Source organism: Porphyromonas sp. HMSC065F10, assembly GCF_001808555.1.
GTDB lineage: Bacteria > Bacteroidota > Bacteroidia > Bacteroidales > Porphyromonadaceae > Porphyromonas_A.
In genome coordinates, this window is record NZ_KV793775.1 from 29,418 (window position 1) to 52,799 (window position 23,382).

The 23,382-nt window shown below is 55.1% G+C and carries 37 protein-coding genes; 3 read left to right on the forward strand and 34 right to left on the reverse strand.

Annotation, left to right across the window (positions count from 1 at the left end; translation table 11 throughout):
• Positions 1–282, forward strand: a 282-nt coding sequence (locus HMPREF2890_RS03535; protein ID WP_070465463.1) for an energy transducer TonB, incomplete at its 5' end; no start/stop codon positions are given.
• A gap of 172 nt (positions 283–454) precedes the next feature.
• Here HMPREF2890_RS03535 and lpdA read toward each other — a convergent pair.
• From lpdA to rpsH, 16 genes are all read right to left on the reverse strand, one after another.
• Complete coding sequence (gene lpdA, locus HMPREF2890_RS03540) at positions 455–1,828, reverse strand: dihydrolipoyl dehydrogenase (protein ID WP_070465466.1); 1,374 nt, start codon at positions 1,826–1,828, stop codon at positions 455–457.
• 144 nt (positions 1,829–1,972) lie between these two features.
• Positions 1,973–2,488: a 50S ribosomal protein L17 gene (gene rplQ / locus HMPREF2890_RS03545; protein ID WP_070465474.1), complete on the reverse strand. Its 516-nt coding sequence runs from the start codon at positions 2,486–2,488 to the stop codon at positions 1,973–1,975.
• Between the two features lie 8 nt (positions 2,489–2,496).
• Positions 2,497–3,492 carry a DNA-directed RNA polymerase subunit alpha gene (locus HMPREF2890_RS03550; protein ID WP_070465477.1) on the reverse strand — a complete coding sequence of 332 codons (996 nt, stop codon included), beginning with the start codon at positions 3,490–3,492 and terminating at the stop codon, positions 2,497–2,499.
• Positions 3,493–3,535: 43 nt separating this feature from the next.
• Positions 3,536–4,135: a 30S ribosomal protein S4 gene (rpsD, locus tag HMPREF2890_RS03555; protein ID WP_070465481.1), complete on the reverse strand. Its 600-nt coding sequence runs from the start codon at positions 4,133–4,135 to the stop codon at positions 3,536–3,538.
• A 251-nt stretch (positions 4,136–4,386) separates the two neighbouring features.
• A complete protein-coding gene (rpsK, locus tag HMPREF2890_RS03560; protein ID WP_018106935.1) occupies positions 4,387–4,773 on the reverse strand; it encodes a 30S ribosomal protein S11 in 387 nt (128 codons plus the stop codon).
• Positions 4,774–4,791: 18 nt separating this feature from the next.
• Positions 4,792–5,172 (reverse strand): 30S ribosomal protein S13, encoded by a 381-nt coding sequence (gene rpsM, locus HMPREF2890_RS03565; protein ID WP_070465484.1) that lies wholly within the window; start codon positions 5,170–5,172, stop codon positions 4,792–4,794.
• A 118-nt stretch (positions 5,173–5,290) separates the two neighbouring features.
• On the reverse strand, positions 5,291–5,407 hold the full coding sequence (rpmJ, locus tag HMPREF2890_RS03570; RefSeq protein WP_018106937.1) for a 50S ribosomal protein L36: 117 nt from the start codon (positions 5,405–5,407) through the stop codon (positions 5,291–5,293).
• Between the two features lie 153 nt (positions 5,408–5,560).
• On the reverse strand, positions 5,561–5,779 hold the full coding sequence (gene infA / locus HMPREF2890_RS03575; protein WP_070465486.1) for a translation initiation factor IF-1: 219 nt from the start codon (positions 5,777–5,779) through the stop codon (positions 5,561–5,563).
• Between the two features lie 77 nt (positions 5,780–5,856).
• Positions 5,857–6,657 carry a type I methionyl aminopeptidase gene (map, locus tag HMPREF2890_RS03580; protein ID WP_070465489.1) on the reverse strand — a complete coding sequence of 267 codons (801 nt, stop codon included), beginning with the start codon at positions 6,655–6,657 and terminating at the stop codon, positions 5,857–5,859.
• A gap of 37 nt (positions 6,658–6,694) precedes the next feature.
• The gene (secY, locus tag HMPREF2890_RS03585; RefSeq protein WP_070465492.1) at positions 6,695–8,023 is read right to left on the reverse strand and encodes a preprotein translocase subunit SecY; all 1,329 of its coding nucleotides are present in this window, start codon (positions 8,021–8,023) and stop codon (positions 6,695–6,697) included.
• Positions 8,024–8,062: 39 nt separating this feature from the next.
• On the reverse strand, positions 8,063–8,518 hold the full coding sequence (rplO, locus tag HMPREF2890_RS03590) for a 50S ribosomal protein L15 (RefSeq protein ID WP_070465495.1): 456 nt from the start codon (positions 8,516–8,518) through the stop codon (positions 8,063–8,065).
• Positions 8,519–8,670: 152 nt separating this feature from the next.
• Positions 8,671–8,841 carry a 50S ribosomal protein L30 gene (rpmD, locus tag HMPREF2890_RS03595; RefSeq protein ID WP_070465498.1) on the reverse strand — a complete coding sequence of 57 codons (171 nt, stop codon included), beginning with the start codon at positions 8,839–8,841 and terminating at the stop codon, positions 8,671–8,673.
• A gap of 53 nt (positions 8,842–8,894) precedes the next feature.
• Positions 8,895–9,401 (reverse strand): 30S ribosomal protein S5, encoded by a 507-nt coding sequence (rpsE, locus tag HMPREF2890_RS03600; RefSeq protein ID WP_070465501.1) that lies wholly within the window; start codon positions 9,399–9,401, stop codon positions 8,895–8,897.
• Positions 9,402–9,433: 32 nt separating this feature from the next.
• Complete coding sequence (gene rplR / locus HMPREF2890_RS03605) at positions 9,434–9,778, reverse strand: 50S ribosomal protein L18 (protein ID WP_070465505.1); 345 nt, start codon at positions 9,776–9,778, stop codon at positions 9,434–9,436.
• A gap of 42 nt (positions 9,779–9,820) precedes the next feature.
• Positions 9,821–10,378, reverse strand: coding sequence for a 50S ribosomal protein L6 (gene rplF, locus HMPREF2890_RS03610; protein WP_070465508.1), 558 nt, complete (start codon positions 10,376–10,378; stop codon positions 9,821–9,823).
• 29 nt (positions 10,379–10,407) lie between these two features.
• Positions 10,408–10,809 carry a 30S ribosomal protein S8 gene (gene rpsH / locus HMPREF2890_RS03615; RefSeq protein WP_070465513.1) on the reverse strand — a complete coding sequence of 134 codons (402 nt, stop codon included), beginning with the start codon at positions 10,807–10,809 and terminating at the stop codon, positions 10,408–10,410.
• A 770-nt stretch (positions 10,810–11,579) separates the two neighbouring features.
• Here rpsH and HMPREF2890_RS03620 point away from each other — a divergent pair.
• On the forward strand, positions 11,580–12,095 hold the full coding sequence (locus tag HMPREF2890_RS03620; RefSeq protein ID WP_070465516.1) for a hypothetical protein: 516 nt from the start codon (positions 11,580–11,582) through the stop codon (positions 12,093–12,095).
• 139 nt (positions 12,096–12,234) lie between these two features.
• Here the strand turns inward: HMPREF2890_RS03620 and rpsN are convergent, their stop codons facing one another.
• From rpsN to rpsG, 17 genes are all read right to left on the reverse strand, one after another.
• Positions 12,235–12,504 carry a 30S ribosomal protein S14 gene (rpsN, locus tag HMPREF2890_RS03625; protein WP_070465519.1) on the reverse strand — a complete coding sequence of 90 codons (270 nt, stop codon included), beginning with the start codon at positions 12,502–12,504 and terminating at the stop codon, positions 12,235–12,237.
• 2 nt (positions 12,505–12,506) lie between these two features.
• Entirely contained in the window at positions 12,507–13,079 is a 573-nt protein-coding gene (gene rplE / locus HMPREF2890_RS03630; RefSeq protein WP_070465522.1) for a 50S ribosomal protein L5, read from the reverse strand.
• Between the two features lie 17 nt (positions 13,080–13,096).
• Entirely contained in the window at positions 13,097–13,414 is a 318-nt protein-coding gene (gene rplX / locus HMPREF2890_RS03635; protein ID WP_018106949.1) for a 50S ribosomal protein L24, read from the reverse strand.
• A 66-nt stretch (positions 13,415–13,480) separates the two neighbouring features.
• Positions 13,481–13,846, reverse strand: coding sequence for a 50S ribosomal protein L14 (gene rplN, locus HMPREF2890_RS03640; RefSeq protein WP_018106950.1), 366 nt, complete (start codon positions 13,844–13,846; stop codon positions 13,481–13,483).
• A 41-nt stretch (positions 13,847–13,887) separates the two neighbouring features.
• Positions 13,888–14,160: a 30S ribosomal protein S17 gene (gene rpsQ, locus HMPREF2890_RS03645; protein ID WP_070465525.1), complete on the reverse strand. Its 273-nt coding sequence runs from the start codon at positions 14,158–14,160 to the stop codon at positions 13,888–13,890.
• 8 nt (positions 14,161–14,168) lie between these two features.
• Positions 14,169–14,375 (reverse strand): 50S ribosomal protein L29, encoded by a 207-nt coding sequence (gene rpmC / locus HMPREF2890_RS03650; protein ID WP_070465528.1) that lies wholly within the window; start codon positions 14,373–14,375, stop codon positions 14,169–14,171.
• Positions 14,376–14,399: 24 nt separating this feature from the next.
• Positions 14,400–14,819, reverse strand: a complete 420-nt coding sequence (gene rplP, locus HMPREF2890_RS03655) for a 50S ribosomal protein L16 (protein ID WP_070465531.1) — start codon at positions 14,817–14,819, stop codon at positions 14,400–14,402.
• A gap of 124 nt (positions 14,820–14,943) precedes the next feature.
• Complete coding sequence (gene rpsC, locus HMPREF2890_RS03660; protein ID WP_070465536.1) at positions 14,944–15,753, reverse strand: 30S ribosomal protein S3; 810 nt, start codon at positions 15,751–15,753, stop codon at positions 14,944–14,946.
• A 6-nt stretch (positions 15,754–15,759) separates the two neighbouring features.
• Entirely contained in the window at positions 15,760–16,167 is a 408-nt protein-coding gene (gene rplV, locus HMPREF2890_RS03665; protein ID WP_070465539.1) for a 50S ribosomal protein L22, read from the reverse strand.
• A 32-nt stretch (positions 16,168–16,199) separates the two neighbouring features.
• A complete protein-coding gene (gene rpsS, locus HMPREF2890_RS03670; RefSeq protein WP_018106956.1) occupies positions 16,200–16,469 on the reverse strand; it encodes a 30S ribosomal protein S19 in 270 nt (89 codons plus the stop codon).
• Positions 16,470–16,507: 38 nt separating this feature from the next.
• Positions 16,508–17,356: a 50S ribosomal protein L2 gene (gene rplB, locus HMPREF2890_RS03675; RefSeq protein ID WP_070465542.1), complete on the reverse strand. Its 849-nt coding sequence runs from the start codon at positions 17,354–17,356 to the stop codon at positions 16,508–16,510.
• Between the two features lie 8 nt (positions 17,357–17,364).
• The gene (rplW, locus tag HMPREF2890_RS03680) at positions 17,365–17,658 is read right to left on the reverse strand and encodes a 50S ribosomal protein L23 (RefSeq protein WP_070465546.1); all 294 of its coding nucleotides are present in this window, start codon (positions 17,656–17,658) and stop codon (positions 17,365–17,367) included.
• Between the two features lie 27 nt (positions 17,659–17,685).
• Positions 17,686–18,324 (reverse strand): 50S ribosomal protein L4, encoded by a 639-nt coding sequence (gene rplD, locus HMPREF2890_RS03685; protein ID WP_070465549.1) that lies wholly within the window; start codon positions 18,322–18,324, stop codon positions 17,686–17,688.
• Positions 18,325–18,334: 10 nt separating this feature from the next.
• A complete protein-coding gene (rplC, locus tag HMPREF2890_RS03690; protein ID WP_070465553.1) occupies positions 18,335–18,952 on the reverse strand; it encodes a 50S ribosomal protein L3 in 618 nt (205 codons plus the stop codon).
• A 54-nt stretch (positions 18,953–19,006) separates the two neighbouring features.
• Positions 19,007–19,318, reverse strand: coding sequence for a 30S ribosomal protein S10 (gene rpsJ, locus HMPREF2890_RS03695; protein ID WP_018106961.1), 312 nt, complete (start codon positions 19,316–19,318; stop codon positions 19,007–19,009).
• Positions 19,319–19,353: 35 nt separating this feature from the next.
• Positions 19,354–21,480 carry an elongation factor G gene (gene fusA / locus HMPREF2890_RS03700; protein ID WP_070465556.1) on the reverse strand — a complete coding sequence of 709 codons (2,127 nt, stop codon included), beginning with the start codon at positions 21,478–21,480 and terminating at the stop codon, positions 19,354–19,356.
• 33 nt (positions 21,481–21,513) lie between these two features.
• Positions 21,514–21,990, reverse strand: a complete 477-nt coding sequence (gene rpsG, locus HMPREF2890_RS03705) for a 30S ribosomal protein S7 (protein WP_070465560.1) — start codon at positions 21,988–21,990, stop codon at positions 21,514–21,516.
• Between the two features lie 11 nt (positions 21,991–22,001).
• Between rpsG and HMPREF2890_RS08965 the strand changes: the two genes are divergently transcribed.
• Complete coding sequence (locus HMPREF2890_RS08965; protein ID WP_148130664.1) at positions 22,002–22,241, forward strand: hypothetical protein; 240 nt, start codon at positions 22,002–22,004, stop codon at positions 22,239–22,241.
• A gap of 538 nt (positions 22,242–22,779) precedes the next feature.
• Here the strand turns inward: HMPREF2890_RS08965 and rpsL are convergent.
• Positions 22,780–23,160, reverse strand: coding sequence for a 30S ribosomal protein S12 (rpsL, locus tag HMPREF2890_RS03710; RefSeq protein WP_070465563.1), 381 nt, complete (start codon positions 23,158–23,160; stop codon positions 22,780–22,782).
• Positions 23,161–23,382: the final 222 nt, after the last annotated feature.

A 23,382-nucleotide genomic window follows, 5' to 3' on the forward strand; every position in this document is an offset into this window, starting at 1 on the left:
ATGCAGTGGATCGCCCAAAACATCCAATACCCAAAGGAGGCTGTCAAGGCCAATATCGAGGGGCGCGTGATGGTCTCTTTCATCGTCGAAAAGGATGGCTCTATCTCCACTGTCGAGGTAAAACGAAGCGTCCACGAGTTACTTGACAAAGAGGCCATAAGAGTGGTTAGTGCGATGCCAAAGTGGAAACCAGGTAAGCAAGATGGCCAGCCTGTAAGAGCCCGCTTTAACATCCCGGTCAGCTTCAAGATCCCTAAGCCTGACAAGGCGCCAACCGAATAACCTTGCCTCCTCCAAGTGAGGACCAAGTGTCTATCGCACTGTCCGGACTCGTCCGATGAGATAGTGCGAAAGGCAGAGGAAATAGGGGATGATGGCGATGGCGCCTCTCAAACACAAAGGTCGTGATGCCCTATGTGGCGTCACGACCTTTGCACATATATGGTGGTACGGATCAGTCCTCAGCCATATAGGCAGCCTCGTGGAAGATCTCGGCAACCGTCGGGTGGGGGAAGATCTGATGGCGGAGCTCATCGAGCGTCATGCCCTCAGTGATCGCCAGACCGCCGATGGCGATGATCTCAGATGCGGGGTCACCATAGATCTGTACCCCGAGGACCTTCTTCGTCTCGGCGTGGTAGAGGATCTTGAAGAGTCCGGTGGCGCGCTCATTCTCTACAATGAAGCGTCCGGCAAAGGTCATCGGGATCTTGAGCGCCTTGTAGTCGGTGCCGGCCTTCTGCAGCTCATCCTCACTGGCCCCCACGCTTGCAAACTCGGGGCTGGTGTAGATGACTGAGGGGATGGAGTCGTAGCGAGCCTCCTCATCGGCACCATCGACGATATTGCGGATGGCCACCTCGCCCTCGTAGTAACCGACATGGGCGAGCATGATCCCTCCGACGCAGTCACCTGCAGCGTAGACGTGCTTGTGAGAGGTGCGCATGTGGCTGTCGACCTTGATGGCACGGCGGTTCATCTCGATGTCGAGCGTCTCCAGCCCCAGCCCCTCGGTGATGGGTCGGCGGCCGGTGGAGAGGAGAATGCGCTCAGCCTCGAGGACCTCTCGCTGCCCCTCGTAGGTCTCTATGGTAACGGCTCCGGTATGGAGGGAGACCACCTTGGCCTGGAGGAAAAACTTTACCCCCGCCTTCTCGTACTCCTGCTGGAGGAGCGAGGAGACCTCAGAGTCCATCGGGCCGAGAATCTTGGGGATCATCTCCACGACCGTCACATCGACGCCCATGGCGGAGTAGAAGCCTGCAAACTCCATCCCAATCACTCCTCCGCCGATGATGAGGATCGACTTGGGTAGCTCGGGGGCGCTGAGGGCCTCGGTGGAGGTCCAGTACTCGGTCTCTCCGATGCCATCGATGGGCGGGATGCTCACCTCACTCCCGGTGGCGAGGAGGACATCGGTGGCGGTGTACTCGGTGTCGTTGCAGCGGATGCGGATCATGCCGTCATCGGTCTCTCCATCGAGGGCGGCGAGGCCGTCGACCATCTCGACTCCGGCCTTGAGGAGCTTCTGCTTGACACCGGCGACCAGCTTGCGGACGATCTTCTTCTTGCGGGTCATGATCTTGCCGTAGTCGGCAGTGACATTGCCGTCGACGGTGATGCCGTACTTATCGGCATTGCTGATCTTCTCAAGGAGGTGGGCGGAGTGGAGCATTGCCTTGGTGGGGATGCAGCCCTCATTGAGGCAGACGCCGCCGAGGTGATTGCCTTTCTCGAAGAGGATCACCTTCTTCCCCTTACCGGCAGCATACTCTGCTGCATTGTATCCGGCGGGACCACCGCCGATGACTGCGATATCGTAGGTCATGGTATTTTTTAGAAATAGTTGGATATGGTCTTATCATTACAAACATCGGCAAGTTACCCATTTTCTGCGTAATGGGGTACAAAAAAAGGAGACGTACCCCACTCGTGGGGTACGTCTCCCTTGCCTGTATCTGTGGAAGTGACCTTACTTGGTCTCCTCCTCTGCGGGGGTCTCGGCCTTGGCCTCCTCTACGGGAGCAGTCTCAGCGGTCTCATCGCTCTTCTTGCGACGAGAGCGACGGGTCTTCTTCTTAGCCGCCTTCTCCTCCGTAGCCTTGGTCTTGCCCTCCTGAGTGTAGACCTCATTGAAGTCCACCAGCTCGATGAAGCAGGTCATGGTGTCATCACCGCGACGACGACCCAGCTTGATGATGCGGGTGTAGCCACCGGGACGGTCAGCCACCTTGGGTGCAATCACCGTGAAGAGCTCAGTGACAGCCTCCTTATTCTGGAGGTCACGGAATGCCATACGGCGATTATTGAGATTGTCCTCCTTGCTACGGGTGATCATCGGCTCTACGTGCATACGAAGTGCCTTGGCCTTAGCGAGGGTGGTGACAATCCTCTTCTCCATGATCAGCGAGGCAGCCATATTGGAGAGCAAAGCCTTGCGGTGACTGCTGGTGCGGGAGAGATGATTGAATTTCTTATTATGTCTCATTATGCTACTTAGTCTCTATCTAGTTTGTATTGGGCGACATCCATATCGAAGGTGAGCTTGAGATCATCGAGGAGTGCGTAGACCTCATTGAGAGACTTCTTGCCGAAGTTTCGGATCTTAAGCAGCTCGCCTTCCGAGAAGGCGACCAAGTCCCCAAGCGTATCGATGCCGGCAGCACGAAGACAATTGAGTGCTCTGACGGACAGCATATCCTCAGAGAGTTTTGTCTTCAGGAGCTGACGGAGACGCATGGTGGCCTCGTCGAAGGTATCGCTACCCTCCTCGGTCTCCAGGTCGTACTCGATCGTCTCATCGTGGAAAAGTCGGAGATGAGAGATCAGGACATCAGCCGCATCCACGAGCGCCTGCTTGGGCGACACCGAGCCATCGGTGTCGATGTCAAGGATCAGGCGGTCGTAGTCAGTCTTCTGCCCCACACGGGTATTCTCGACGCTCATCTTGACATTGAGGATCGGGGTGTAGATCGCATCGATGGCGATACGCTCCGGGTCATCAAAGGACTCGGCGATATCGTCAGAGGAGACCCATCCGCGACCCTTGTCGATGAAGAGCGTGAGGTCAAAGGAGGCTGACTTGTCGAGGTGGCAGATGACCTGCGACTTATTGATCACCTCGAAATTGGATAGCGGGGCGATGTCGCCTGCTGTCAATTGCTTCTTATCCTTTCCACTGACCTTGATCGTCACCTGCTCATCGTCCTCACCCTGGATGGTCTGCTTGAAGCGGACCTTCTTGAGATTAAGAATGATATTTGTCACATCCTCAACAACTCCGGGCACGGTGGCAAACTCATGAGCCACACCGGAGATCTTGATGGAATTGATGGCAAAGCCCACGGGCGAGGAGAGGAGAATACGACGCAGAGCATTACCAATGGTAAGACCGTATCCGGGCTCCAATGGCTTGAAGTCTGCTCTCCCATGTGTGGGTGTCGACTCCGTGAAGACCAGCTTGTCTGGTTTTTGGAATACTAGTAAAGCCATATCACTGCTATTAAATGACTCGAAAGTCGGAAAGGATCAATTATTACTTAGAGTACAGCTCGATGATAGACTGCTCTACGATATTCTCAGGAATATCAGCACGCTCGGGCACGTGGAGGAAGGTACCTGCCTGTGCCGCACCATCCCAAGCGAGCCAGGAGTACTGGTTGTGACCCAGACTCTGTACAGCCTCGCGGATGATCTCAAGATTCTTGTCTCTCTCACGTATGCCGACGACCTGGCCGGGCTGTACGGAGTAGGAGGGGATGTCGACCACCTTGCCGTCTACGACGATGTGACGGTGGTTGACGAGCTGACGAGCTGCAGCACGAGACTTAGCGAGACCTAGACGGAATACTACATTGTCGAGACGCTGCTCCAGCAACTGGAGGAGGATCTCGCCACGTACACCGGGCATACTGGACGCCTTCTTGTAGTAGTTGCGGAACTGACGCTCCAGCACTCCATAGGTGTACTTTGCCTTCTGTTTCTCGCGCAGCTGATTACCATACTCGGATGCCCTACGGCGACGGGAGTTTCCGTGCTCTCCGGGAGGTGTTGTCTTCTTGCTCTTGACATTGCCAAAGACAGGCTCGCCAAACTTGCGATTGACCTTAGCTTTAGGACCTGTATATCTTGCCATGACTTATCTATTACTATTGTGTGTGGATTATATGAGATCGATCGGTGGGATCCTCCAAGGGACCGGCACAGTGCTGCGCGTCGTCCCTGTATCTATCACTCCGCCAGAGTGGCAGAGGCACCGGCTAACCGGAGGGTAAGGTGCGCGACTCCTACAGGGGCATTTCTCTTATCTACACTATGCCATCACTTATCTATGAGGGACACCTGAGACGATGACACGGGGTCATCGATCGCTCTCAGATCTCATCATCAGGGTTTACGACGCTTGGGAGGACGGCAGCCGTTGTGAGGCATAGGCGTCACGTCGATGATCTCCATCACCTCGATACCGGCGTTATTGATCGTGCGGATGGCACTCTCGCGACCGTTACCGGGGCCCTGTACGTAGACCGTCACCTTGCGGAGACCGGCATCGTGAGCCTTCTTGGAAGCATCCTCGGCAGCCATCTGAGCGGCGTAGGGGGTGTTCTTCTTAGAGCTCCGGAAGCCCATCTTACCGGCAGAGGACTGGCTGATAGCCTGACCCTGGTTGTTGGTGAGGGTGATAATGATGTTGTTGAAAGAAGAGTGGATGTGAGCCTGACCGATGGCATCGACCTGGACCTTCCTCTTCTTGGCTGTTTGATTCTTTGCCATAAACTATAGATGACCGTGTTACTTGGTCGCCTTCTTCTTATTAGCGACCGTCTTCCTGCGTCCCTTGCGGGTACGAGCATTGTTCTTGGTCTTCTGTCCACGTACGGGAAGACCATTACGGTGTCTGATACCGCGGTATGACCCGATATCCATGAGGCGCTTGATGTCCATCTGCTGCATACTGCGGAGGTCTCCCTCGACCTTGTAATTGGCAGTGATGTACTCACGGATAGCGGCAGCCTGATCGTCTGTCCAGTCCTGGACCTTGGTCTCGCGCGGCACCTCCGTCTTGTCGAGGATGGTGCGAGCTGCGCTGCGGCCAATGCCATAGATGTAGGTCAGTGCGATCTGTCCCTGCTTGTCTTGCGGTAAGTCTACACCTACTATTCTTATAGCCATATATTATAAAAACGTAAATGATTGGATGTGTCTTAGTAGACTAAGATACCATCTGCTCAAGATTCTCGTCCTCATAATCCACCGAGACCACACTCTCTCGAGTGCGTCTCCAGGGGGATTACTTCTGACGCATCTTAAACTTAGGGTTCTTCTTGTTGATGACGTAGAGGCGTCCCTTGCGACGTACAAACTTGCAGTCGTCGTCACGCTTCTTGATAGAAACTTTGACTTTCATCTCTTTCTCTGCTATAGTCTCGAGGCGGCAACCCTTGTCCCCGCCAATGTTTAGTGTTGGAATTAGTTCGATGCCCGGACTGACCCGCTCGGGGTCCGCTCCAAGCCTCCGGAGCTACATATAGGTCAAAATCGCCTACTCACAATTAGAGACTTACTTGTACCGGTAGACGATACGACCCTTGGTGAGATCATAGGGAGACATCTCCACCTTCACACGATCGCCCGGGAGGATGCGGATGTAGTGCAGCCGCATCTTGCCGGAAATGTGTGCAGTGAGCTCGTGCCCATTGTCCAGCTCTACCTTAAACATAGCGTTGGACAGAGCCTCTACGATGACACCATCTTGCTCTATTGCTGGTTCTTTTGCCATTATGCTTTCTCCTTGATGTATTATAAAATGTATCTCTCAATGATAAGAAATCCTCCAGACAGCTGCAAGCCCTCTGCTCAGAAAGTCTCCCTACCGATCACCTCGTAGATGTAGTCAAAGGTACTCATCAGCTTGGCTCGTCCGTCGACCACCGCCATGCAGTGCTCAAAGTGTGCGGCCGGCTTGCGATCCTTGGTGCGGACCGTCCAGCCATCGTTGCTGATGAAGACATTCTTACTACCGAGGGTGATCATGGGCTCAATGCAGATGCAGAGACCCTCTTCGATCATCGGTCCGGTCCCACGGTGGCCATAGTTGGGCACATTGGGATCCTCATGCATGCCGCGACCGATGCCGTGGCCGACAAACTCCCGGACCACACCGTAAAACTTCGCCTCGCAGTGCTTCTGCACCGCCTCGCCGATGTCTCCGATGTGCTTGCCCACCTCTACTTGGTCAATGCCGAGGTAGAGCGCCTCCTTGGTCGTATTGAGCAGATCAGCCACCTTGGGGTCAATCTCTCCGACGGGGAAGGTGAAGGCACTATCGCCGATGAAGCCGCCAAGCTCCGTACAGAGGTCCACCGTGATGATGTCGCCCTCCTTGAGGATGATGTCGGGACTGGGGATGCCGTGCACGACGATCTCATTGACCGAGGCACAGATGCTTCCCGGGAAGCCCTCATATCCGAGACAAGCCGGGTAGCCACCGTGACTGATGATGAAGTCGTGCGCCACCTTATCCAGATCCGCCGTGCTGACGCCCGGACGGATGTGCTTAGCCACCTCCGCGAGGGTGCGGCTATTGAGCTGATTGGCGAGATAGAGCTTATCGATCTCCTCGCGCGTCTTGAGGATAATGTGATTGCGTCGAATCATCAGTGTCAGTCGTTAGTGGATTCTATCTATCTTGAGATCAGTGGTACATATTACCGTTACGGCCCTTGATATGAGTGCCCTCAAGGAGTCCGTCGTAGTGGTGCTGCAGGAGCATACCCTCCACCTGCTGCAGTGTGTCGAGGACCACACCGACCATAATGATCAGAGAGGTGCCGCCGAAGAACTGCGAGAATTGTGCGTCGATACCCATCAGGCGGGCAAAGGCGGGGAGGATGGCCACGATGGCGAGGAAGATGGCACCCGGGAGGGTGATCTTACTCATCACATCATCGATGTACTCCTTGGTCGCCTTACCGGGCTTGATACCGGGGATAAACCCATTGGACCGCTTGAGGTCGTCAGAGATCTGACCGGGATTGATCGTCACTGCGGTATAGAAGTAGGTAAAGACGATGATCAGAAGGGCAAAGATGAAATTGTACCAGAAGCCTGAGCCCTGCATAAACTGCTGCCAGAAGGGCGAGATGTTACTCCCGTAGCCGATGAAGGTAAGCGGGATAAACATGATCGCCTGAGCGAAGATGATCGGCATCACGTTGGCGGCATTGATCTTCAGCGGGATATACTGACGAGCGCCACCATACATACGATTGCCGACGGTCCTCTTGGCATACTGCACCGGGATACGGCGTGTCCCCTGCACCAGCAGGATGGCACCGATGATCACGATCAGGAGGAGTAGGAGCTCGAGGATAAAGACGAAGAGACCTCCGCTGACATTGAAGCGAAGTACAAACTCGCTCACAATGGCAGAGGGGAATCGTGCGAGGATACCCACGAGGATGATAAAGGAGACACCATTACCTACACCACGCTCAGTGATGCGCTCACCGAGCCAGAGGGTCATCATCGAGCCGGCAGCCATGTAGACCGTACTCCGGAAGTAAAACCAGAAGGTCGACGGCATAGCCACACCGACGGTGGCGAGCTGATTACGCAGGTTGATCAGGTAGACCGGGCCCTGGATCAGCAGGATGATGATGGTAAGGTATCGTGTCCACTGTCCCAGCTTACGCCGACCACTCTCACCCTCGCGCTGCATCTTCTGGATGCTGGGCACTACCATCGCCATAAGCTGCACGACGATAGAGGCAGAGATGTACGGCATGATACCGAGTCCGAAGACAGATGCATTGCTAAACGCACCACCTGAGAACATGTCCAACAGCGCCATCAGTCCACCGCGTGTCTGATCGTGCAGCGCCGAAAGCGTCGACGGATCAATACCGGGGAGGACGATGGTGGTGCCAAGACGATAGAGGACGATGAGCCACAGTGTCGTCAGGATACGCTGACGCAGGTCATCAATCTTCCAGATGTTTCTTATCGTCTCTACAAACTTCATGGGATAAGTGTCTTAGGGTGAAATGTGAGGAGCAAAAGATCAGGACAGCACCTCAGCCACACCGCCGGCCTTCTTGATGGCCTCCTTGGCAGTAGCTGAGAATGCATGTGCACGGACGGTAAGCTTCTGGCTCAGCTCACCATTGGCAAGGATCTTAACGGGGGCGGTGGCGGACTTCTTGATGAGACCGGCAGCCTTGAGCTCCTCCGGGGTGATCTCTGTGAGACCCTTCTGCTCAGCGAGCTGAGCGAGGTCGCTCAGACTAATGATGGTATACTCGCGACGGTTGGGAGAGTTGAAGCCCACCTTCGGCAGACGGCGCTGCAGAGGATTCTGACCACCCTCGAAGCCAAACTTCTTAGAGTAGCCTGAGCGGCTCTTGGCACCCTTCGTACCACGGGTAGAGGTATTTCCAAGACCGGATCCGGTACCACGGCCTACGCGCTTGCGAGCCTTAGTGGCTCCGGCAGCCGGTTTTAGGGATGATAAATCCATGACTTATGTTGTAATACTTATATATCGATTAAAAGACGTGTCGCTATCGTGGAGAGCTCCGCCCTACTCCTTATGACCCCTCTGGCGTCCCGCTGCGGGGAGCACGTGTGAGTAAGAGAGTAATGGGATCCTCTCCGCGTAAAGCTACCGGATCACTCCTCCACCACCTCGATGAGGTGACGGACGATGCGAAGATTGCCCCTATTAACGGGCGTATCCTCGATGTCGATGATGCGATTGAGCTTACGGAGGCCCAGAGCATTAAGAGCGTCCTTCTGCGCCTTGGTAGTGCGGATGCGACTACGTGTTTGCTTGATTTTCATCGTCTTATTATTCCTTTGTAATAATCGTACTCGAGAGACATCTCGCTCTCAGATCAGCCCTTGAATACCTTCTCGACGGAGATACCACGGGTACGGGCGATGTCCAGGGGGCTGCTCAGCTTGGAGAGGGCGAGGATGGTGGCCTTGACGACGTTGTGGGCGTTGGATGAGCCGGTACTCTTGCAGAGGACGTCGGTCACTCCGACCATATCGAGTACGGCACGCATAGCACCACCGGCAACTACTCCGGTACCCTCAGATGCGGGGCGGAGGAGCACCTCAGCACCGGCAAAGCGGGCACTCACCTCGTGAGGGATGGTCCCCTTGAAGACCGGCACCTGGATGAGGTTTTTCTTAGCAGCGTCGGTACCCTTGGTGATAGCTGTAGAGGTGTCGTTGGAGCGACCGAGGCCGTAGCCGATGACACCCTTACCATCACCTACCACGACGATGGCAGCGAGGGAGAACGTCCGTCCACCCTTGGTGACCTTGGAGACCCTATTGATGGCTACGAGACGATTCTCGAGCTCTATATTATTAGTAGAGGTTACTCTCTTCATATCTTTATGCAATAGTTCGTGTGATCGATATCTCAAAAGACAAGCCCTGCCTCGCGAGCGGCATCAGCCAGCTCCTTGACACGACCATGGTAGAGGTAACCATTACGGTCGAAGACGACAGTCTTGACACCGGCATCCATAGCCTTCTTGGCGACGTCGCTACCGACCTGCTTAGCGATCTCTCCCTTAGGTGCCTTCTCAGCGATCTTGAGGGAGCTGCTGGCAGCAAGAGTCTTACCGGTAGTATCGTCGATCACCTGAGCATATATCTGGCGATTACTGCGGAATACCGACAGGCGCGGTCTCTCGGTCGTGCCGGAGATGTGCTTGCGGACGCGCTTCTTGATCTTGAGTCTTCTTTCTCTTTTAGTAATCATACTTCTCTCTCTTCACTTGATGTTTTGACTTAGGCGCATGCATTACTTAGAAGCAGCGGCTGCCTTACCCGACTTACGACGGATGGTCTCACCGACAAACTTGATACCCTTACCCTTGTAAGGCTCCGGCTTACGGAAGGAGCGGATCTTGGCGCACACCTGACCGAGCAGCTGCTTGTCGCAGCTGGAGAGGATGACCAGAGGAGCCTTATTGCGCTCCATCTTAGCCTCCACCTGGATCTCAGGGGCGAGCATCAGATAGATGGGGTGAGAGTAGCCGAGAGAGAGCGTGAGGAGCTGACCCTGTGCCTCAGCACGGAAGCCGACTCCGATGAGCTCCATAGTCCTGGTGTAGCCCTCGGATACACCGACGACCATATTGTGGATCAGCGAGCGTACGAGTCCGTGCTGAGCACGCTCCTCGATGCTGTCCGTAGCGCGGGTGACATGCACCTCACCATCCTTCACCTCTACGGTGAGACGGGAGTCATAGTCCTGGGTCAGGGTGCCCTTGGGGCCCTTTACGGTGACGACGTTGTCCTTGATAGATACCTCTACTCCGGCCGGGATGGCTATGGGAAGCTTTCCGATTCTTGACATGATGTATATCTTCTTCTTAGAGTTAGGTATTAGTAGACGTAGCAGATCACCTCACCTCCGATGTGGAGATCAGCTGCATCCTTATTGGTCATCACCCCCTTGGAGGTGGATAGTATGGCGATGCCGAGACCATTGAGGACTCGGGGGAGGTCATCAGCACCGACATAGCGGCGGAGACCCGGGCGAGAGACGCGACGCAGCGACTTGATGGCCGGAGCCTTGGTCGCCATGTCGTACTTAAGGGCGATCTTGATCGTGCCCTGATGCTTTGGATCCTCGTCATCAAACATGTAATTAAGGATATAACCCTTCTCAAAGAGGATCTTGGTCATCTCCTTCTTCATGTTGCTGGCAGGGATTTCCACCACGCGGTGGCGTGCAGAGATTGCGTTGCGCAATCTTGTCAGATAGTCTGCAATTGGATCTGTCATAAGTAACTCATTAAATTGATCCACTCGTGTCCTGAGTTAGTGGGGATCACAAGCGGACAATATTTAACAATAGAGCACCGGATATGCCCGTCAACAGCTGTCCCACAGGGGATAGATGGAGTAGGCGTTACCCGACCTCGTATAGCCTTTTCACTCTGAAAAGTAGGCAAAGATACACAAAATCACCGACATAGTACAATCCCCACCCTCCTCCGTCAGGAAGAAATCACGTGGAAAGCATACGTTGCTCCTCCGGGCAAGTCCCCCTTAGGCACTCCTGAGACTGCTCCGGACGCCCTCGCTAAGGGCGAAATCTAATACCGATATTAGAGATCACTAATACCGATATTAGTTGCGCCTAATATCGGTATTAGTGAAACTCCTGATCAACCCGCCTGGCCTGCCCCCATCCCTGACCGGCCCCGGGAGCCCCTCCTGACCTGCCTGACCCGGCTTGATCGACCCGGTCCACCTGCCCCACCTGATACACCTGACCTGCCACTCGCCCCACCCGACTTGTCCGACCTGTCCAACGCACAAAAAAGGGTCCCCACAGTCGTAGTGACTGAGGGGCCCTCTGGGTCTTTATGGTGCAGACCGGATCTTCCCTACAGGGAGGGGATCACCAGCTGGACTTCTTGACGCCGGGGATGAGTCCCTTGGAGGCCATCTGCAAAATACACCAAATCAGGATTTAGTGCTGCATAGACATAAACTTTTTTGAGTAGATTTGGAGGAGAGCGCCATTGTAGACTAAAGTAGCCATCGAAATGAATACATACCACCCATCGGTGGATAATTTCGCTATCTGGATCACCATTATCATACTCCTCCTGTGCGCCTATCTGATGTATGACGGTCTTGCGCATCAGAGTGGGGTCACAAAGTGGGTAGCCATCAGCATAGCCGCCTTGACAATCGTCATTCCACTATTCTTCTACCCCTTTAGAGAGTCTTTTGATTGCAAAACCAAGGAAATAAAGATACACTTCCTGGGCTACTCTCGGACAATCTCTCGGGAAAACTATCCCATACTCCTAACCGGTCAAGACCTAATAAATAATGGGGCCATTCGCCTCTGTGCATCCGGGGGTCTATTTGGGTACTGGGGCAAGTGGAAGAGCGGAGACGGGCGCAGCTTCACCTCTTACATCACCCATCGCAATGAAGACGTCTACTACCTCTCTGACGGCACTCATATCATAGCCATCAACGCTCCCAAGGAGTGGATAGATCAGATGTACCAGTCTACTGTACAAGGAGAAGAAGGTAGCAGCGATCACTAAGATAACCTCCCGACCATAAACGCCAAGGGGTCCCCTCAGCACTTCAGGCTGAGGGGACCCCTTTAGTCTTGGTTACCTACCTGCCGGTGATTGCTGTATCAGGAAAGATAAAGCAAATCACTCTGTAGCAGGGAGGGGATCACCAGCTGGACTTCTTGACCCCGGGGATGAGTCCCTTGGAGGCCATCTCACGGAACTGAATACGTGAGAGACCGAAGAAACGCATATATCCGCGGGGACGTCCGGTGATGCTGCAGCGATTGTGCAGGCGGATGGGGGAGGCGTTGCGCGGGAGCTTTTGCAGTCCCTCGTAGTCACCGGCCTCCTTGAGCGCCTGACGCTTTGCAGCGTACTTATCGACGAGCTTCTGGCGCTTTACTTCGCGCGCCACCATGGATTTCTTGGCCATAATTACTTGGTTGCTTTCTTGCTCTTGGTATTTTTCTTAAAGGGGAGACCAAACTCGCGGAGGAGTGCGAAGCCCTCCTCGTCAGTCTCGGCTGAGGTGACGATGGTGATATTCATACCGAGGATCTTCGGGACGGTGTCCAGAACGATCTCCGGGAAGATGATCTGCTCATCAACACCGAAGGTGTAGTTGCCACGACCATCCATGCGGGTCTCGAGGCCCTTGAAGTCACGGATACGCGGCAGGGCGATATTGATCAGGCGGTCGAGGAAGTCGTACATCTGTCCGCGACGGAGGGTCACCATAGCACCGACGGGCATGCCCTTACGGAGCTTAAAGTTGGAGATATCCTTCTTGGATCGGGTGATGACAGCCTTCTGGCCGGTGATCATCGCCAGCTCATTGGCTGCGATCTCGATGAGCTTCTTATCCTCGTGCTCGTCTCCGAGTCCGCGGTTGATGACGATCTTGACGAGATGGGGCACCTGCATGGTGGAGGTGTACCCAAATTCCTTCATCATCGCGGGGATGATCCGCTCCTTGTAGTCTTCCTTGATATTCTTAGCGATCGACATAGTAATCTCTATCTATATTAGTCCAGGACCTTGCCCGACTTAGCGACGCGCTGAGAGCGTCCATTGTCGTCCTTCTGACGATGGATACGGGTAGGCTTCTGAGTGTCGGGGTCGACAGGATTGAGCTTAGAGATGTGCACCGGAGCCTCTCTCTTGACCATACCCCCCTGGGGATTTTTGGCATTAGGCTTGGTGCGGCGTGTGATGAAATTAACGCCCTCGACGATGGCCGTCTCCTTGGAGGGATTGACCTCCAGGACGCGACCCTTCTTGCCCTTGTCCTCGCCGGAGTTGACGAAGACGTTGTCGCCCTTCTTTATGTGTAACTTTCTCATGATATTCTCTTATTTCTCTATAGGATGCTTGGTCTCACCGGGGAGTACCCCGGTCGCGCAAGGTGCTTAGAGCACCTCAGGCGCTAGAGAAACGATCTTCATATTGACGGCACGTATCTCACGAGCCACGGGGCCAAAGATACGGGTCCCTCTCAGCTCACCTGAGGGAGAGAGGAGTACGCAGGCGTTGTCGTCGAAGCGGATGTAGGAGCCGTCCTCACGGCGGATCTCCTTCTTGGTACGTACGATGACGGCCTTGCTGACGGTTCCCTTCTTCATATCGGAGGAGGGGATCACGCTCTTGACGGTGACCACGATGGTGTCGCCTACAGAGGCGTACCGACGGTGGGTACCACCGAGCACACGGATACAGAGGGCCTCGCGGGCACCGCTGTTATCGGTAACTGTCAGTCTGGATTCTTGCTGTATCATAACTCTGTCCTAAAATTGTCTTGTGGTGGTTAGTCGGTCGATTACTTCGCTCTCTCGACGATGTCGATGACTCTCCAGCGCTTGCTCTTAGACAGAGGGCGGGTCTCCATGATGCGTACGGTATCACCCTCGTGGCACTCATTGGCCTCATCATGTGCGTGGTACTTCTTCGTCTTGGCGATGAACTTACCATACAGAGGGTGCTTCTCCTTCCATCGTACGGCGACGACGATGGTCTTATCCATCTTGTCGCTGACGACGACACCCTGTCTAACCTTGCGCAGGTTTCTGCTTGTCTCTTTTACTTCTTCCATGACCGCACTTAATTCTTAAGGGATTCATTGATTTCCTTCTCGTGGAGGATCGTCTGGAGACGAGCGACGAGTCGGCGCTGATTGGTGATCTCTGTGGGACGATCGAGAGGAGTTACGCTGTGCTGCATACGCAGCTGGTCGAGCTTCATAGACTCCTGCTTGACGTGCTCTCTCAGATCCTGGATAGTGAGCTCTCTAATCTCTTGATTTTTCATACTACTATTCTATGCTCTGAGTGATTACTTCTCAAAGTCCCTGCGGACGATGAACTTGGTGTCGATGGGGAGCTTCTGCGCTGCGAGGCGAAGGGCCTCCTTGGCGATATCGTAGCTGACGCCATCGATCTCAAAGATGATGCGGCCGGGCGTGATGGGAGCGACGAAGCCGACGGGATCTCCCATACCCTTACCCATACGTACGTCCAGAGGCTTCTTGGTGATGGGCTTGTCGGGGAATATCCTGAGCCATACCTGTCCCTTACGCTCCATATAGCGGGTGAGGGCGATACGAGCGGCCTCGATCTGACGACCGGTGAGCCAAGTGGTCCCCATGGCTTTCAATCCGAAACTTCCGAAGGCGAGCTGGGTACCTCGATGGGCGTTGCCCTTCATCTTACCCTTATGGACTCTCCGGAACTTGGTCTTCTTGGGTTGTAACATTATGCTGTATTATCTAGCCAATTCTTGATAAAATAACTTGGGGTGCAGCGTCTGACTTATACGCTCTCTGCCTGCTTGTGGCAACCGTCGAGGGTCAGTCTTCTCCACTGCATAGGAGCCACTCTTATTCCTGTGCTCCGCCCTCGGTCCTGCCGCCGTTATTGCGACGACCACCGCGTCCACCGCGACGACCGCCACGGGCACCGCCGCGACGTCCTCCGCGATCATTACGTCCTCCGCGATCGTTACGTCCGCCGCGACCGGCCTCATTGCGGGGCTGGCTGAAGTCGAGCGTCAGATCCTTCTTGCCATAGACCTCGCCACGGCAGATCCATACCTTGACACCGATGGCACCCACCTTGGTGTGAGCGGTCTCCATCGCATAGTCGATATCGGCACGGAAGGTGTGGAGCGGGATGCGACCCTCCTTGAAGGTCTCGCTACGTGCCATCTCAGCATTATTGAGACGGCCGTTGAGGAGCACCTTGACACCCTCTGCACCGGCACGCATAGCGTTACCGATGGCGTTGCGGGCGGCACGGCGGTAATTGACGCGACCCTCGATCTGGCGAGCGATGCTGTCGGCGACGATAGCAGCCTCCATGTCGGGGCGACGTACCTCGAAGATATTGATCTGTACCTCCTTGTCGGTGATCTTCTTGAGCTCTTCCTTGAGCTTATCCACCTCGCTGCCGCCAGGGCCGATGATACGTCCGGGACGTGCGGTGCAGATGGTGATGGTGATCAGCTTGAGGGTACGCTCGATGACGATGCGGGCTACGCCGCTGTCGGTCAGTCGGGTATTGAGGTAGGTGCGGAGCTTATGATCCTCGTAGATTGTCTCAGCGACGTTAGCCTTCTTGCCAAACCACGAGCTGTCCCAGCCACGGATGATACCGAGGCGATTGCTTATTGGATTAGTCTTTTGTCCCATGGAAGTTTACTCGTTAATAGCGTTATCACGTGCATCGACATAGATCGTCAGATTGCTTCTTCTCTTGCGGACGCGATTGCCACGGCCCTGAGCGCGGGCGCGCATCCTCTTGAGCGTAGGAGCCTCATCGACATAGATCTTGCTGATGTAGAGCTGCCCCTCGTCGGCGTGCTGCTCATTCTTCTGCTCCCAGTTGGCGACAGCACTCTTGAGGGTGCGGCCGACGACCTCGGAGGCGCGCTTATTAGAGTATCTGAGGACAGCCAGTGCCCTATTGACCTCCATGCCACGGACCATGTCGATCACGAGGCGCATCTTACGGGGAGAGGAGGCGATATTGGTCAGGCTGGCAAAGTATAGTGACTGCTGAGCTTCCTTGCGGACCTTAGCAGATTCTTTCTTTCTTTTACCCATAGTATTGTTCTATATGAATTCGATTACCGGCCTTAGGATTTGCGGTTACCGGTGTGACCCTTGAAGGTACGGGTAGGTGCAAATTCGCCCAACTTGTGACCCACCATATTCTCAGTGACGAATACGGGGATAAACTTATGTCCGTTATGTACAGCGATCGTATGACCGACGAAGTCGGGAGAGATCATCGAAGCACGACTCCACGTCTTGATGACATTCTTCTCGTTCTTCTCATTCATCTCCAAGATACGCTTCTCGAGCTTCACGCTGATATACGGTCCTTTCTTAAGTGAACGGCTCATATTCTGTATTCTCTATTTTTGTCTTGGTAAAAAGAGGCTTACTTCGTACCCTTGCTGTTACGCTTAGAGTGACGACGCTCGATAATGTACTTGGAGGACTGCTTCTTAGGACGACGAGTCTTAAGACCCTTAGAGTAGAGGCCCTTGCGGCTTCTCGGGTGACCACCGGAGGCGCGACCTTCACCACCACCCATCGGGTGGTCTACAGGGTTCATCACGACGCCTCGGTTGTGGGGACGGCGACCGAGCCAGCGGCTGCGACCGGCCTTACCGCTCTCCTCGAGGGAGTGCTCACCGTTGCTGACGCTACCGATGGTGGCGCGGCAGGCGGAGAGGATGCGGCGGGTCTCACCGCTTGGCAGTGAGATCACCACGTAGGTATCCTCGCGAGAGGTGAGCTGTGCGAAGTTGCCCGCACTGCGGACCATCTTGGCTCCCTGACCGGGACGAAGCTCGATATTGTGGATCACCGTACCGACGGGGATTTTGCCCAGAGGCAGAGTGTTGCCTACCTCAGGCACCGCGTTCTCGCCGCTCATAACGGTCTGGCCGACCTTGAGGCCGGTGGGTGCGATGATGTAGGACTTGACACCGTCCGCATAGTAGATCAGGGCGATGTGAGCCGACCGATTAGGATCGTACTCGATGCTCTTGACCGTAGCGGGGATATCGTCTCTGCGACGCTTGAAGTCGATGATACGGAGCTTGCGCTTGTGACCACCACCGCGATAGCGGATGGTCATCTTACCGGTGTTGTTGCGACCGCCGGTGCTCTTCTTACCGACTACAAGGGACTTCTCTGGTACGTTGGTAGTAACTTCCTCGTGCGTACCAATAATTTTCTTTCTCTGGCCCGGAGTGGTGGGCTTCAGTTTACGTACTCCCATGTCGTGTATTAAATGTTACCGAAGAAGTCGATCGTCTCGCCTTCGGCAATCGTTACTATAGCCTTCTTATACGCGGGCTTGCGTCCCTCGACGAAGCCGTGCTTGGTATAGCGCGACTCCTTCTTACCGGAGTAGCGCATGGTATTGACCTTGAGTACGGTGACGCCATAGGTCTCCTCGACAGCCTTGCGGATGTCGCTCTTATCGGCGCTGTACTGCACCTTGAAGCCATAGCGGGTAGGCATGGCCTCGGTGATGTCGGTCTGTTTCTCAGTGATGAGAGGTGCGATCAGTATTCCCATGATATTCTTCTCTTACTACTCTTATGATTACTTCTCCTCACGGCTGAGCTGAGCTGTGAGTGCCTCGAGTCCGCTCTCAGAGAAGATGAGGCAGTCAGCGTCGAGTACCTTGTAGGTATTGACGGCGACAGGCTCGGCAAAGGTGACGTTAGAGATATTGGCACCGGACTTGCGCACCTGCTCGCTTGCCTCGTGGAGGAGGAAGAGATCCTTCTTGTCCTCGATCTTGAGGGCCTTGAGGATGGCGGCGAAGTCCTTGGTCTTGTAGCTGTCCATCGTGAAGTCCTCGACGACGACGATGGCGTTGTCCTTAGCCTTGTAAGTAAGTGCTGAGAGGCGAGCAAGGCGCTTGGTCTTGCGATTCACCTTCTGCTCATAATCACGGGGACGGGGGCCGAAGATCGTACCACCGCCGATCAGGATCGGGCTCTTCGTGTCACCACGACGAGCGCCACCGGTACCCTTCTGACGGAAGAGCTTGCGGGTGCTGTGGGCATTCTCACTACGCTCCTTGGTCTTAGCGGTCCCGCTGCGACGGTTGGCCATATGGCTCTTGACGTCGAGGTAGATCGCGTGATCATTGGGCTCGATGCCAAAGATGGCATCATCGAGGGTCACCTTGCGTCCGGTCTCTTCACCTTTAATATTTAGTACGTTCAGTTCCATATCTTCTGTCTTACTTCTCGATTAAAAGGATAGATCCCTTAGCGCCGGGGACACTGCCCTTGACGACGAGGACGTTCTGCTCGGGCATCACCTTGATGATGCGGAGGTTCTGGACGGTGATGCGGACGTTACCATCCTGTCCTGCCATACGCATACCGGGGAGGACGCGAGACGGGGTAGAGCTCTCACCGATAGATCCGGGGGCGCGGAGGCGGTTCTTCTGACCGTGAGTGGTCTGACCGACGCCACCGAAGTTGTGACGCTTCACGACGCCCTGGAAGCCCTTACCCTTGGAGATACCACAGACGTCGACGAAGGGGGTATCCTTGAAGATCTCCACCGTCAGCTCGTCGCCCTCCTTGAGCTCCTTAGCATAATCCTTGAACTCGGCCAAGTGTCTCTTGGGCGTTGCTCCGGCCTTCTTGAAGTGACCCTGGAGGGGCTTCGTGACGTGCTTCTCAGCAATGTCCTCGTAGCCTACCTGGACGGCGCTGTAGCCATCCTTCTCCACAGTCTTGACCTGAGTAACGACGCAAGGACCGGCTTCGATAACAGTGCATGGGATATTCTTCCCCTCGGCACTGAAGACGGATGTCATTCCGATTTTCTTTCCTAACAATCCTGGCATTTCAGTCTTGATTTAGTGAGTTAGTAATTGATTGTAATACTTATCTCGTAGAGCTTAGAGATCGGTCTTGATCTCGATATCCACACCGCTGGGCAGCTCGAGGCGAGCCAGAGCGTCGACGGTGGAGGTATTGGCATTGACGAGATCGATCAGTCGCTTGTAGGTGCAGAGCTCAAATTGCTCCCGGCTCTTCTTATTGACGAAGGTCGACCTATTGACCGTAAAGATGCGCTTATGCGTCGGCAGTGGGATAGGACCGCGTACGGTCACTCCGGTCGTGTCGACAGCCTTCACGATCTTCTCGGCAGACTTGTCTGCCAGAGTATGGTCGTAGGACTTGATCTTGATCCTGATTACCTGATTCATGTGATTGACTATCGTAATATGGTGATGATTGTCTATTACTTCAAGAGGTCGGCACGACCGTGCTTCTCCTCGAGCACCTGCTTGGCGATGTTGGTGCTCATGGGCTCAAAGTGATCAAACTCCATCGTGCTGCTGGCACGACCACTGGAGATGGTGCGGAGATCGGTCACGTAGCCAAACATCTCGGCGAGCGGCACGTGAGCCTTGACGACGCGGTCGTTATTGGATCCGGCGTCCATACCCTGGACCATACCGCGACGCTTATTCAGGTCACCGATGATGTCACCCATGTAGTCCTCGGGGGTAACCACCTCGAGCTTCATTACGGGCTCCAGCAGGATCGGGGAGGCCTCCTCGCATGCCTTCTTGAAGGCCTGCATCGCTGCTACCTCAAAGGAGAGCTGATCAGAGTCCACCGGGTGGAAGCTACCATCGAGGAGGGTCACCTTGAGGTGATCGAGAGGATATCCGGCGAGGACACCACTCTGCATAGCCTTCTCGAAGCCCTTCTGTACGGAGGGGATGTACTCCTTCGGCACGTTACCACCCTTTACGCTGTCCTCAAACTGCAGCGGAGTCTCAGACTCGGGATCGCCGGGGCCTACCTCTACGAGGATGTCGGCAAACTTACCACGACCACCGGTCTGCTTCTTGTAGACCTGACGAACCTGGACGGTATTGGCGATCGCCTCCTTGTAGCTTACCTGGGGACGACCCTCATTGGCCTCCACCTTAAACTCACGCTTCAGGCGCTCCACGATGATGTCGAGGTGGAGCTCACCCATACCAGAGATGATCGTCTGACCGGTCTCCTCGTCGGTGCGTACCTGGAAGGTCGGGTCCTCCTCAGCAAGCTTCTGGAGACCGCTATCGAGCTTCTCGGTATCGGCCTGAGTCTTGGGCTCTACGGAGATACTGATCACCGGATCGGGGAAGGTGATCGACTCGAGAAGGATCGGCTCAGCATCCGGGTCGCAGATGGTGTCGCCGGTGCGGATGTCCTTGAAGCCCACGCCTGCACCGATATCACCGGTGTCGATGGACTCCATAGGATTCTGCTTATTGGAGAACATCTCGTAGAGACGGCTGATGCGCTCCTTCTTCTCGGTACGGCTGTTGTAGACGTAAGAGCCTGCATCGAGGTGACCGGTGTATACTCTGAAGTAGCAGAGACGGCCGACGTAGGGATCGGATGCCACCTTGAAGGCGAGAGCCGTCAGCGGGGAGTCGTGCTCCACGGTACGGGTGATCTTCACGCTCTCATCGAGAGGATCGGTACCGGTGATGGTATCCTGGTCGATCGGGCTGGGGAGGAAAGCGCAGATCGCATCAAGGAGCGGCTGCACGCCCTTATTCTTGAAAGAAGAGCCACAGATGACGGGATTGACCGTCAGGTCGAGGGTCCCCTTACGGAGAGCGGCGAGTATCTCATCCTCGGTGATGGTGGAGGGATCCTCCAGCATCTTCTCCATAATGGTGTCGTCGACATCAGCCAGAGCCTCGAGCATCGACTCACGCCAGTGCTCAGCCTCCTCCATCAGCTCGGCGGGGATCTCGTCTACCTCGTAGTCAGCGCCCATGGTCTCATCGTGCCAGTAGATGGCGCGCATGCGGATCAGGTCGATGACGCCCTTGAAATTCTCCTCCGCACCGATAGGCAGCTGGATTGGCACTGCGTTAGCACCGAGCATATCACGCATAGACTTCACGGCCTTGAGGAAGTTGGCACCGCTGCGGTCCATCTTATTGACGTAGCAGAGACGGGGCACACCGTACTTCTCAGCCTGACGCCATACGGTCTCGCTCTGCGGCTGTACGCCGGCAACGGAGTCGAAGGTCTCGATGGCACCGTCGAGGACGCGGAGCGAGCGCTCCACCTCAGCGGTAAAGTCGACGTGTCCGGGAGTGTCGATCAGGTTGAGCTTATACTTCTTATCCCTATAGGGCCAGAAGGCGGTGGTGCAGGCAGAGGTGATGGTGATACCACGCTCCTGCTCCTCCTCCATCCAGTCCATCGTAGCGGCACCCTCGTGCACCTCACCGATCTTGTGGATCAGTCCGGTGTAGTAGAGGATACGCTCCGAGGTGGTAGTCTTACCGGCATCGATGTGAGCCATGATACCGATATTGCGTGTGAGTTCCAGGTGATTTTTAGCAGCCATTGTGACTTCTTTCTTACTTATATGGGTTGGGGATTACAGACGGAAGTGAGCGAAGGCACGGTTAGCCTCAGCCATACGGTGGATGTCCTCCTTACGCTTGAAGGCACCGCCCTGCTGATTGTATGCGTCCATGATCTCAGCGGCGAGCTTCTCAGCCATGGTCTTGCCACCTCTCTTGCGTGCGTAGCCGATGAGGTTCTTCATAGAGATGGACTCCTTGCGCTCCGGGGTGACCTGAGTAGGCACCTGGAAGTTGGCACCACCGATACGGCGGCTCTTCACCTCCACCTGGGGAGTGACGTTCTCGAGAGCCTGCTTCCAGATCTCGATGGGGGTCTTCTCCTCCTTGGCCATCTTATCCTTGACGATGTCTAAGGCGTTGTAGAAGATCTTGAAGGAAAGATTCTTCTTTCCGTCAAGCATCATATGGTTGACGAACTTCGTCACCTTCCGATCTCCGTAGACGGGATCAGGAAGGATAGCCCTTTGTTTCTTGGAAAATTTTCTCATTTCTCTTAGTTATGACTTACGCTCTCTTGCTCTGCTACCGGGCCTCCCGCGAGGGAGTGACCACGGAGCGAAAGCTCCAGAGCTGTGGGAGAGGTGCGACACCGATGATCCTGAGGATCGTCTGGCAAGTGGGGTCCCGGGCGGCATCCCATTCCGATGCCCGTCATTACTATACCCATGGTCACCTGCGCAGCGCCACCTCGGCGGTGAGCGCGCTGCTCCCGATATGTTCTCTTCTTAGTATGGGATGAGGCTCCTTATCATAAGGTCGGGTCCCCATCGGGATCCGTCCCGGACTTCATCCGCCTACCGACCGGACATAAGCTTCTCTTCGCCCACGCTAACCTCCACCTGCGGGACTCTTCCCGCCGCTTCACAGGTCCGCTCTGTCTCCGCAATACCTTGCTACCTACCGACAGCATCCTCGTACGCGAGGATGGGGCTCCGATACTATAGCGGCGCTATGTCTCACATAGGAGACCTCAGCCGACATAGGGTATGCGGTCCGTCTCAGATATAAGACCGGCACACCGCCGCTATTTCATTAAGTCAGAGAGTGTGATGGAGATATCTCAGACACTTCCTCGATCTTACTCACCGGGGTCCTTCGGCTTAGCATGCCTACTCCCGGTAGGGCCTGTGATGGCCACTCTCGATCGCAGTGCTCTCACTCTGCTCTCCTTTGCTACATTATACGCTCTGCCCTACTGCCGCGATCCACTGACCGGGCACCGCACGAGGCGGACGAGGGGAGATGATAAACTTCGGAAGTCGAAGTCGCCGCTTGGCTTACTTCTTCTCCTTAGGTCTCTTCACGCCGTACTTACTGCGACGCTGCTTGCGATCCGCTACGCCGCCGGTATCGAGAGTACCGCGGACGATGTGGTAGCGCACACCGGGGAGATCCTTCACACGACCACCACGGACGAGCACGATAGAGTGCTCCTGGAGGTTGTGACCCTCACCGGGGATATAGCAATTGACCTCCCTGCCATTCGTCAGACGGACACGTGCCACCTTCCTCATCGCTGAGTTAGGCTTCTTAGGGGTCGTGGTATAGACCCTGACACAGACGCCGCGACGCTGGGGGCATCCCTGGAGAGCCGGGCTCTTGCCCTTCTCCTGGAGGCTCTTGCGACCACTACGGACTAGCTGTTGAATTGTTGGCATCTTGCTTTGATAATAAAACCTATAATCGATTCATCGCCCGCCATCACGCACCTTACCGGCGTGATTGCCAGGCTATTTCTCGCTTGCGACAGGGTACACCCCACCGCTTCGGAGTGCAAAGGTACGAAATACTTCCCTCTACTGCAAGTCATTCAAGCTCTTACGCATCGCCCCACCCCGCCCTTGATCAGGTTAATTCGCATTTTGATGTGCTGGGAGGGG